The sequence below is a fragment of the Arachidicoccus sp. genome, from assembly GCF_050436765.1.
Taxonomy (GTDB): Bacteria; Bacteroidota; Bacteroidia; order Chitinophagales; family Chitinophagaceae; genus Arachidicoccus.
On the sequence record NZ_JBNQGD010000227.1, the window covers coordinates 1 to 9,867 of the forward strand.

Annotated in this window: 9 protein-coding genes; 4 read left to right on the plus strand and 5 right to left on the minus strand. The window is 37.9% G+C overall.

Annotated elements, in window-relative coordinates; genetic code table 11:
• Together ACQR30_RS09975 and lysS are read left to right on the plus strand one after the other, a co-directional pair.
• Window positions 1-706 (plus strand): hypothetical protein (locus ACQR30_RS09975; protein ID WP_429734583.1); only part of this gene is annotated, 706 nt, incomplete at its 5' end.
• A 136-nt stretch (window positions 707-842) separates the two neighbouring features.
• Entirely contained in the window at window positions 843-2,360 is a 1,518-nt protein-coding gene (lysS, locus tag ACQR30_RS09980) for a lysine--tRNA ligase (RefSeq protein WP_429734585.1), read from the plus strand.
• 116 nt (window positions 2,361-2,476) lie between these two features.
• Here the strand turns inward: lysS and ACQR30_RS09985 are convergent, their stop codons facing one another.
• The 5 genes from ACQR30_RS09985 to ACQR30_RS10005 form a co-directional block, all read right to left on the minus strand.
• Entirely contained in the window at window positions 2,477-3,676 is a 1,200-nt protein-coding gene (locus ACQR30_RS09985; RefSeq protein ID WP_429734587.1) for a DUF6600 domain-containing protein, read from the minus strand.
• A gap of 104 nt (window positions 3,677-3,780) precedes the next feature.
• Window positions 3,781-4,503, minus strand: a complete 723-nt coding sequence (kdsB, locus tag ACQR30_RS09990) for a 3-deoxy-manno-octulosonate cytidylyltransferase (protein ID WP_429734589.1) — start codon at window positions 4,501-4,503, stop codon at window positions 3,781-3,783.
• Between the two features lie 22 nt (window positions 4,504-4,525).
• Window positions 4,526-5,215, minus strand: coding sequence for a monofunctional biosynthetic peptidoglycan transglycosylase (gene mtgA / locus ACQR30_RS09995; RefSeq protein WP_429734591.1), 690 nt, complete (start codon window positions 5,213-5,215; stop codon window positions 4,526-4,528).
• 59 nt (window positions 5,216-5,274) lie between these two features.
• A complete protein-coding gene (locus tag ACQR30_RS10000; protein ID WP_429734593.1) occupies window positions 5,275-6,165 on the minus strand; it encodes a flavin reductase family protein in 891 nt (296 codons plus the stop codon).
• Between the two features lie 119 nt (window positions 6,166-6,284).
• Window positions 6,285-7,280 carry a fumarylacetoacetate hydrolase family protein gene (locus ACQR30_RS10005; RefSeq protein ID WP_429734595.1) on the minus strand — a complete coding sequence of 332 codons (996 nt, stop codon included), beginning with the start codon at window positions 7,278-7,280 and terminating at the stop codon, window positions 6,285-6,287.
• A 366-nt stretch (window positions 7,281-7,646) separates the two neighbouring features.
• Between ACQR30_RS10005 and ACQR30_RS10010 the strand changes: the two genes are divergently transcribed.
• On the plus strand, window positions 7,647-8,804 hold the full coding sequence (locus tag ACQR30_RS10010) for a homogentisate 1,2-dioxygenase (protein WP_429734597.1): 1,158 nt from the start codon (window positions 7,647-7,649) through the stop codon (window positions 8,802-8,804).
• Between the two features lie 271 nt (window positions 8,805-9,075).
• On the plus strand, window positions 9,076-9,867 hold a 792-nt coding region (locus ACQR30_RS10015), incomplete at its 3' end, for a VOC family protein (protein ID WP_429734599.1).

Genomic DNA, 9,867 nt, shown 5'->3' on the forward strand with positions numbered 1-9,867 from the left:
CATTATTACTTCACAACTGAATACAAAAGTGCTGCAATATTATAAGCATTTATATTTCGAAGGCGGACTGCAATACAAAATTCCACTTAGCTCTAAATGGCAACTTTCTTTTGGTGCAGTAGCCTCTAACAAAACTAATTTAAATAGTTCAAGATCCGTGGGTATAACTCAAGGCGACCCCAGCGTTTCTGACCCAACTGTAATACTTGCAGATTCAATAACGAATACATCAACTTTCACACTCCCACTTACTTATGGAGGAGGTCTTTCACTAAAATTTGATAATAGGGTCACCTTTGCTGCAGACTACAAAACACAGCGATGGAGTAATACCGTTAATAACCTTGCTAATGGCGCATATAGCCTGCAAAACAGCAATAATTATTCTGCAGGTATTGAATTTGCAAAGAATAAAACTGTCGTAATAAATAATGGTCTATATAATTACGAAAAATACTTTTTCCAGATAGGAGGTTTTTACACGCAGGAATACTTAAATATTCGTGGTCAACAAATTGATAATATTGGAGCCACATTTGGTGTCGGTGTTAATGCTATGCGCTCTTCTTTGGGCTATATGTTCAATTTTAAAGTAGGTACAAGAGGCACAAGAGCCAACAACTTAATAAATGAAAATTATTTTCAACTTGGGATAGTAGTTTCTTTCAAAGACTTGTGGAGAACGCACGAGCCGAGATATAACTAAGATACGCGGACATTGCGTTGAATAAGGAAAAAGGGGGATGATTTTATTCCCCTTTTTTTGTGCAAGAAATTATAGTAGTGCTTTAACCGATATTTGTCAAATTATAAATCATAATTCCTTATTATCTTTGCGCACTATGAGTCAAAATTTATCCGAACAAGAAATTATTAGAAGAGAAAAATTAAAATCTCTGCAAACTGCAGGAATCGATCCTTACCCTGCTGCTTTATACCCTGTATCAGATTATTCCATCCATATTAAAAACTCTTTCTCTGAAGAGAAAAAAGACGATTTTGCGCATGTGTGCGTGGCTGGCCGAGTGATGAGCATCAACGATAAAGGCAAGGTTTTCTTTATAAAAATACAAGATAGTAAAGGTATTATACAACTATATGTAAAGCGTGATGAAATATGTCCAGGTGAGGATAACACCTTTTGGAGCCTGGTAGTAAAGGGATTAGATCTAGGTGATTTTATCGGCGTTACCGGGTTTGTATTTATTACCCGCACAGGCGAAACATCTATACATGCGCAAACCCTTACACTACTTTCAAAATCATTAAAACCTTTACCTGTTGTAAAACGCGACGAAGAAGGTCATGTATTTGATGCCGTTTCCGATCCTGAGTTTCGCTATCGTCAACGCTATGCTGACTTAGTTATTAATCCTGAGGTAAAAGATACCTTTGTAAAACGCACCAAAATAATCAATACCATTCGCGAATTTTTGAATGGAAATGGAGCTTTAGAAGTAGATACACCTGTTTTGCAAGCCATTCCCGGTGGAGCAGCTGCTAGACCATTCATTACCCATCATAATGCGCTGGATACTCCTTTTTATCTGAGAATTGCTAATGAACTTTACCTGAAAAGGTTAATTGTGGGCGGTTTTGACTGGGTATATGAATTCAGCCGCAACTTCCGCAACGAAGGAATGGATAGAACACATAATCCAGAATTTACCGTTTTGGAATGGTACACCGCTTACAAAGATTATTTTTGGATGATGGAAACCACCGAGCAACTTTTAGAAAAACTAGCTTTAGCCATACATGGCACAACCGATGTTCCTGTCGGTGAAAAAATTATCAACTTTAAGGCACCGTTTAAACGTATATCCATTTTGGATGCCATTAAAGAAAATACAGGCATTGATGTAAGCAGCAAAGATGAAGCAGGTCTGCGTGAAGTCTGCAAACAATTAAATCTGGATGTACCGCCCAATATTGGTAAAGGGAAACTGATAGACGAAATTTTTGGTGAGACATCGGAACATACATATAGTCAGCCAACTTTTATTATTGACTATCCGATAGAGATGTCACCGCTTACCAAAAAACATCGTGAAAAAGAAGATTTAGTAGAACGTTTTGAATTGATGATAAATGGCAAAGAAATTGCCAACGCCTATAGCGAATTGAACGATCCGATTGATCAACGCGAACGTTTTGAAGAACAATCAAAATTGATGGAGCGTGGCGATGATGAAGCCATGTTTATCGACCAGGATTTTTTACGTTCCTTAGAATATGGTATGCCACCTACAAGTGGTATTGGCATCGGCATTGATCGTTTGGTAATGCTTTTAACCAACCAGCAATCTATTCAAGATGTTTTACTGTTTCCGCAAATGCGTCCTGAAAAAATGGATTAATGTACAGCCATGAAAATAAAAGAAGGGGTTCAATGAACCTCTTCTTTTATTTTCTAACAGTCATCTTTGTTTTCCAATTGTAAAACTATAGACGAACACCTAAACCCTCCATTTTGTTATCTCTTTGCACGTTCAACTCTATGTGTTTCACTTCTCGTGTTGCTTCTACTTGAGCTTCTGGAAGAAGAAGCTTTTTCGCGTGTAGGTGGTGTATATCTTTTTACAGGTGCAGAGCGTTGTACAGGTACCGAACGTTGTACAGGTTTAGTCTGTTGCTCTGGCCTAACAGGTACTGTCCTTTTAACGAGTGGCGTCTGGCGTTGTGTTGAAGATTGTCTATTTTGTTGTACAGAAGATTTTTGGGGAGCAGTACTTCTTTGAGGAGCAGTACGCTGTACTCGTTGTTGATTCGGCACTACAGTCCTTGATGGAGTCGTACTTTTTTTAGCAGGCGCTGCAGATCTTGTTGAAGTTCCTCCTCTCACGGTCGGATTATACATGTGTAGCTCGTTATTTCTAACACCGGTCGTCCTAGCATTTCTTGTATTCACAATTCTAATAGGTCGAATGGTTCGTCCGGAACTTCTTTCCACGTCTCTGACCTGAGGGCCACGTGCATAACGTTGATTGTGCGCATTACCATAATTATTTATGATGGTAGTGTGTCTGATATAAGTAACATTTCTTGAACGGGAATAATAATAATTATTGATATTGTGGTATCCCATATATCTCCTCGGCATAAATGTCCAATAGTTCGTCGGAAACAAGCCTATAGAAATATTAACACCGAAACTCATGCCCGGACCAAGTGGCGCCCATCCATATACATCCGCACCTGTACTCCAACCTACCCAAGCAGGTCCCCAAGTATAACCTGGTACCCAATACCACCCGTAACTATTGCTATACCCCCAACGACCATAATGGAAAGGAGCCCAACCCCAACTGTAATTAGAAACCCAAGTCCAACCATAAGATGTATATGCCCAATATCCATTTGAAGAATAAGGTTGAAAATTAGCAACATCTGCCACCCAAACCTGTCCATATTGAGCGCTATTTATCCAATGCCCGTAAGGTGCTAACTGATTATAAAAATCGTTGAATGTAATTTGCGGTTCTCCTTGTTGTTGCGCGAACTGGTTATCATCTTGATTATTATCCTGATTGTAATCATAGTTATTATCATTATAACCGTTATCGTAATCATAGCCATTTCCATAGTCCGATTGCGCATAAATTACAGATGTACAACCTATTGACAATATCGCAACAGCGAAAAGGCTTGTAATTGTTCTGAAATATTTTTTCATGGCTTTCTATTTAATTTTACCAAATTAGATCAAGGCAAATTCAGTGCCTATCTACCTCTAGGACTATATTTTATGAAAAAAGGTTTAAAGGCAGTATTGTTAAATTACCCGCCTAATGCAATAGAGGCACGCTCCAAATCCTCAGGAGTGTCTATTTCTACGCCTATGCCACTTACCACAATCATCCTTAACGGAACACCATTTTCTAAATAACGCAGGCATTCAATTTTTTCTATTATCTCTAAAGGGGTCATCTCCCATTTGGTAAACCTTATCAATGCCTCTTTGCGAAACGCATATACCCCAATATGTTCGTAATAAGTAACAACCGTCTCTTTATTGCGAGGATAAGGAATTACGGAGCGGCTAAATAATAAGGAATTCATATTTTTATCAACCACTACTTTCACATAATTATAATCTTCAATATATTTTTGTTCGGTCAAAATTTGCATCATGCTCGCCACCTGTACAGTTTCGTCTTTAAACACGTTAATTATTTCTTCTAAAGCCGGTTTATTTACAAAGGGGGTATCTCCTTGTATATTTATAATAATGTCCACCTCCATTTCCCTCGCGACTTCCGCTATTCTATCACTACCGCTTTCATGATTGCCTTTTGTAATAATAGCATTACCGCCGTTCTGCGTGATCTCATTAAAAATAATTTCACTATCGGTGGCGACGATCACTTCGTCAAAAAGGTTCGTCCCTACCGTATTTTCATAAGTATGCCTGATGATTGGTTTACCCTGTAACATTTGCATCAACTTTGCGGGAAACCTTGTGGCGGCATACCTTGCCGGAATAATCGCTATTATTTTCATAAAAATTATTTAGACTATTAATTTAGTTAATTATTTTCTGAATATCCACATCAGATTGAATATTATTCATTTGGCGTAAGATCCAACTGGACTTCCAATGCACAAAACGGCTCTCAGGAACCACTTTAAAAACTTTTGGGTTTGGTAAACACGCAATAATCATTGCGGCCTCTCTACGCGTCAAATGCTTAGCGGAATGATGAAAATATTGTTGTGAAGCAGCTTCAATTCCATAAATGCCTTTGCCCATCTCAATGGTATTTAGATAAATACAAAGTATTCTTTTCTTACCCCAGAACCATTCTATCATTTTAGTATAAAAGAACTCAGGCACTTTTCTCACATACTTCATTATTCCTTCTCCCTGCCAAAGAAAAACATTCTTTGCGGTTTGCTGACTAATAGTGCTTGCGGCAGCCCCACGTACTCTATTTCTATGCTTAGTATCCAAACTTTTTTCAATTGCATTCCAATCGAATCCTCCATGTTCGGGGAACAATTGATCCTCTCCAGCAATAGCTGCTAGCTTTGCGTTTGGTGAAATCTCATCCCAGGAAACATAATCTCTCTTCAACCCATTTCCTGTCAATAAACTACCTAATTGAGTAATAGTAATGGGGGGCATTACCCACCGGCAAACGATTGTGTAGGCAACAGAAATAAGCAGTAAAACAAATACTATTTTAAAAAACTTGCGTATAATTTTTTTCACCGGGCAAAGATAGAGGCAATTCGTTAATTTGAGAATTAGATAATTTAACGATCTAAAAACTATTCTTCCTTTTCATTTAGCATAAGGACTTTCCAAGCGTCTAATACTTTACCTTGTTCTAAAAGTTTATGGGCAAGATTGTGTAAGTCTTCTGCAATATTTTCGTTTTTTTCTAAAATAATTTTTACCTCCGGAAACAGTCTGACTTGCACCAAATCCTCCGCTTCGGGCAGATGTTCTATATTGCCCAACATACCCAAATCGTTGCCAGTTAATATTTTTGAATGCCTCACAGACGGCGGCAATACGTCAATTCCAATTCCCAGCGTACGTAAGGGCTTTGGTACCTTAAATAAATTATCTTTTGTAACACGACAATACCAGTCACCGCCAAGTCGCGCCACCAGATCTATTTTTGCCTGATCTATTTTACCCTCTTCATCTAATATTTCTTCTCGAATATGAATACGCTTTATTTCTGCTAAAATTAAATTCCCAGCTCCCGCGTTTTCACCTAAAGTAATTACATCATTTATCACACACTCCAACTGAACCGGAGCCTCTGCTACCCGGGGTGGCTTAATCAAATCAGATTTCAACATAGTAAAACCAGCTTTTTCAAATTCATTCACACCTTTTGCATATTCCGTACTGGCCAAACTCGTTTGTTGCACCATCTGAAAATTGACAATATTTATCACACATTCTTTTACTTCCAATATATTTTCCAATGTATGTTTCGTTGTATTATCCCGCACACGACGCGCGGGGGAAAACACACACAGCGGCGGGTTGGTACTGAACATATTGAAAAAACTAAATGGACTTAGATTGATAATTCCATCTTTATCGATGGTAGAGGCAAAGCATATCGGCCTTGGCGCAATGGCATATTGCAGATAATTCTGCATTTGCGCAGGACTAAGATTTTGTGTATCGAGTGTGAGCATGAAGGGATTTGCAATTTATAATTTAAGCAGTATGATCTCTATAGAATGTAATATCTATGATTTTTAAGATTTGTATTAATATTTCGGCACCTCGGCTTTTATATTTTCATCTTTGCTGACTACTTTTTCTTCAAATTCAGAATCGATAATTCCGAATTTTCTTTTCTTATTACATTTGTTAAAACACCTAGGCCAGTTATTTCCATTTCTATACTATCGTTGGGTTGTAGCCATTGCGCTTGGTAATTGGGATTATTGAATAGCCCCGTTCCATTCAGTTCTAAAAAGCAACCGGTACCTACCGTTCCTGAACCAATCACGTCACCAGGTAAAATATTTACACCATAAGCACATCGTTCAATTATTTCTGCAAAAGTCCAATCCATATCTTTTACGTTACCAAGGGAAACCTGCACACCATTTACTTTACAGCTCATTTGCAAATCATAATTATTACCTGTATGATTTTCCTTTGCAGGCACTTTATATTTTTCCAATTCATCGGGCGTAACCAACCAGGGTCCAATGACAGTAGAAAAATCTTTTCCCTTTGCCGGACCGAGGTTCAATTTCATTTCTTCCATTTGCAAAAGGCGTGCGCTCATGTCATTCATAATCGTAAATCCTGCGATATATTCATCTGCATCTTTGGCCATTATATTTCTCCCTTTTTTACCAATGACTACCGCTATTTCCAATTCGAAATCAAGTTTTTGAAAATGATCCGGCATACATTTTATTTCACCAGGACCTTGTATAGCATTATGATTGGTAAAATAAAAAATCGGGTATTGATCAAACTCCGGAATCATTTCCACTTTACGGTTTCTGCGGGCGGCAGCAACATGCTGCCGAAAAGCGTAACCGTCCCTACATGAACTTGGATGCGGAACAGGTGCAATTAATTCATAAAAAACTTCTTCTTTAAAGTTTTCGCCTGACAATATTTTTTCTTCCACTATATGCGCACGTTTCATCATCGGTGCTTCCCCTAATAAAAACGCACGCATATTATCGGGAATATTTTTGTCGCAAGTATTAAGGTTATAAATATGACCTTTTACATATATGCCAAGGTGCTCAATGTTTTCAGTTTGGTAGGATACTAATTTCATAGTTTATTTTTATTTGTGTAAGTTTAAAATATTGAAAAGTTAGAAAGTTGGCTTTCTATTACATTGTTGTAAAGTTGAAGGTATAATTTCTAAATATTTCCACAAAGCTAACAACTGTTTATAAAACTTTTGTAATTTCGGCCGCATTAATTGTTGTTCACAAGAAGAACGATTAACTTAGTACCGAAATGCGAATAAAAATCTTATATACATTCTTTTCTACTATAGAGAAACAAGCCAGCTACAAACATCAGCTTGTTGCCGCACTTGTGTTTGCACAATATTAAGCAGATTGTTCCACTTCACTTGCAATAATAAAAATCCTTCCCTGGACTTTCTACTTTTCATTTTTTCAACTCAACAGCTATGTCTTTTTATCACAAAGCAGGCAAAATTCCACATAAGCGCCACACACAATTTCGCAAACCAGATGGCGAACTCTATGCCGAAGAATTAGTTTCTACTGAGGGCTTTTCCAGTGTTTATTCCCTGGTATATCACACGCATCCTCCTACAATTGTAAAAAAGCTGGGTGAACCTTTTGATGTACAGCCGAGAATCGCTCGTGAAAAGCACCTGAAACATACAAGTCTACTAGGTTTCAATATTTCACCGGAAGATGATTATTTGCAAAGCCGCAAACCCGTTTTAGTCAATGATGACCTACACATCGTTTTGGCTGCACCTAAGAAGTCCATGACCGAGTATTTTTTCAAAAATAGTCAAGCCGATGAAATGATTTTTATTCACAAAGGCTCCGGGGTTTTAAAATCAGGTTTTGGTGATTTGAAATTTTCTTATGGTGATTATTTAATGATTCCGCGCGGGACTATTTATCAAATAAGTTTTGATAGTGAAGACAATAGGTTGTTTATTGTAGAAAGTTTTAGCCCGCTCCGCATTCCTAAAAAATATCTAAATCCAGCAGGGCAGTTAATGGAACATTCACCTTACTGTGAACGTGACATTCGCGTGCCAGAAAACCTACAAACAAAAGATGAATATGGCGATTTTAAAATATTGATAAAAAAACAAGGTTTAATTTATCCATACATTTATGGCACACATCCTTTCGATTATATCGGTTGGGACGGGTATCATTATCCCTGGGCGCTGTCTATCCACGATTTTGAGCCCATTACAGGCAGGCTGCACCAACCGCCACCCGTCCATCAAACTTTTGAAGGACATAACTTTGTTGTTTGTTCCTTTGTGCCTAGAAAATTTGACTATCATCCGTTATCCATCCCAGCACCATACAATCACTCAAACATAGACAGTGATGAGGTTTTGTATTATGTAGATGGAGATTTTATGAGCAGAAAAAGTGTGGTAAAAGGGCAAATAACTTTGCATCCCGGCGGCATCCCACATGGACCACAACCGGGCACGGTAGAAAAATCCATCGGCAAAGAAGCGACGGATGAATTAGCCGTAATGATCGATCCTTTCAGGCCGTTAAAAATTACGGAGGAGGCCTTGAAAATTGAGGATGAGAATTATTTTAAAAGCTGGCAAGGCTGATTTGGTAATTTTACTATTGGCAATCGATCAATAGTAACTTCATTTTCTAAACATATTAACTATCTATAATAAACAATGTGTAACATTTCTGTAAATAAAGATTTAAGGGCTTTGATGATGGCGATGTGGAGTTAAAATGACAATAATCTTCCTAATGACCTGCATCGCCAAACAAGAATAGATTTCTCCAGCTAGGAGAACGGCGATGCATTAGTTTTTTTATCCACAAACAAAGAAAGGCACTTTCTTTCAACATTCAAACAACAACAAAATGGAAACACAAACATTTGCTGAAAAAATATCGAAAGCAGAAAATTTCCTACCTATCAATGGCACCGATTATATTGAATTTTATGTAGGTAATGCCAAGCAAGCTGCCCACTTTTACAAAACTGCTTTCGGGTTTCAACCTTTAGCCTATGCAGGACCGGAAACAGGTGTGCGCGACCGGGCATCCTATGTATTACAACAAGGTAAAATACGCCTGATTCTGACCACTGCACTAAAATCAGACAGCGTCATTGCTGAACACGTAAAACAACATGGTGATGGTGTAAAAATATTGGCACTTTGGGTTGATGATGCTTATAAAGCTTTTAATGAAACCATCCAACGCGGCGGGAAACCTTATCAAGAGCCTATTACACTGACAGATGACCAAGGTGAGATTCGCATGTCAGGCATTTATACTTATGGCGAAACTGTGCATATGTTTATCGAAAGAAAAAATTATAAAGGCGTTTTTATGCCTGGTTATGTAAAATGGAATTCAGCTTATCTACCAAAAGAAACAGGCCTTTTGTACGTAGATCATTGTGTTGGAAATGTCGGCTGGAATCGTATGCTGCCAACCGTAAAATGGTATGAAGATGTGATGGGTTTTGTAAATATTCTTTCGTTTGATGACAAACAAATCAACACAGAATATTCTGCACTGATGAGTAAAGTGATGAGCAATGGAAACGGATACGCAAAATTTCCTATCAATGAACCTGCAGAAGGAAAAAAGAAATCACAGATAGAAGAATACCTAGAATTTTATGAAGGAGAAGGGGTACAACAT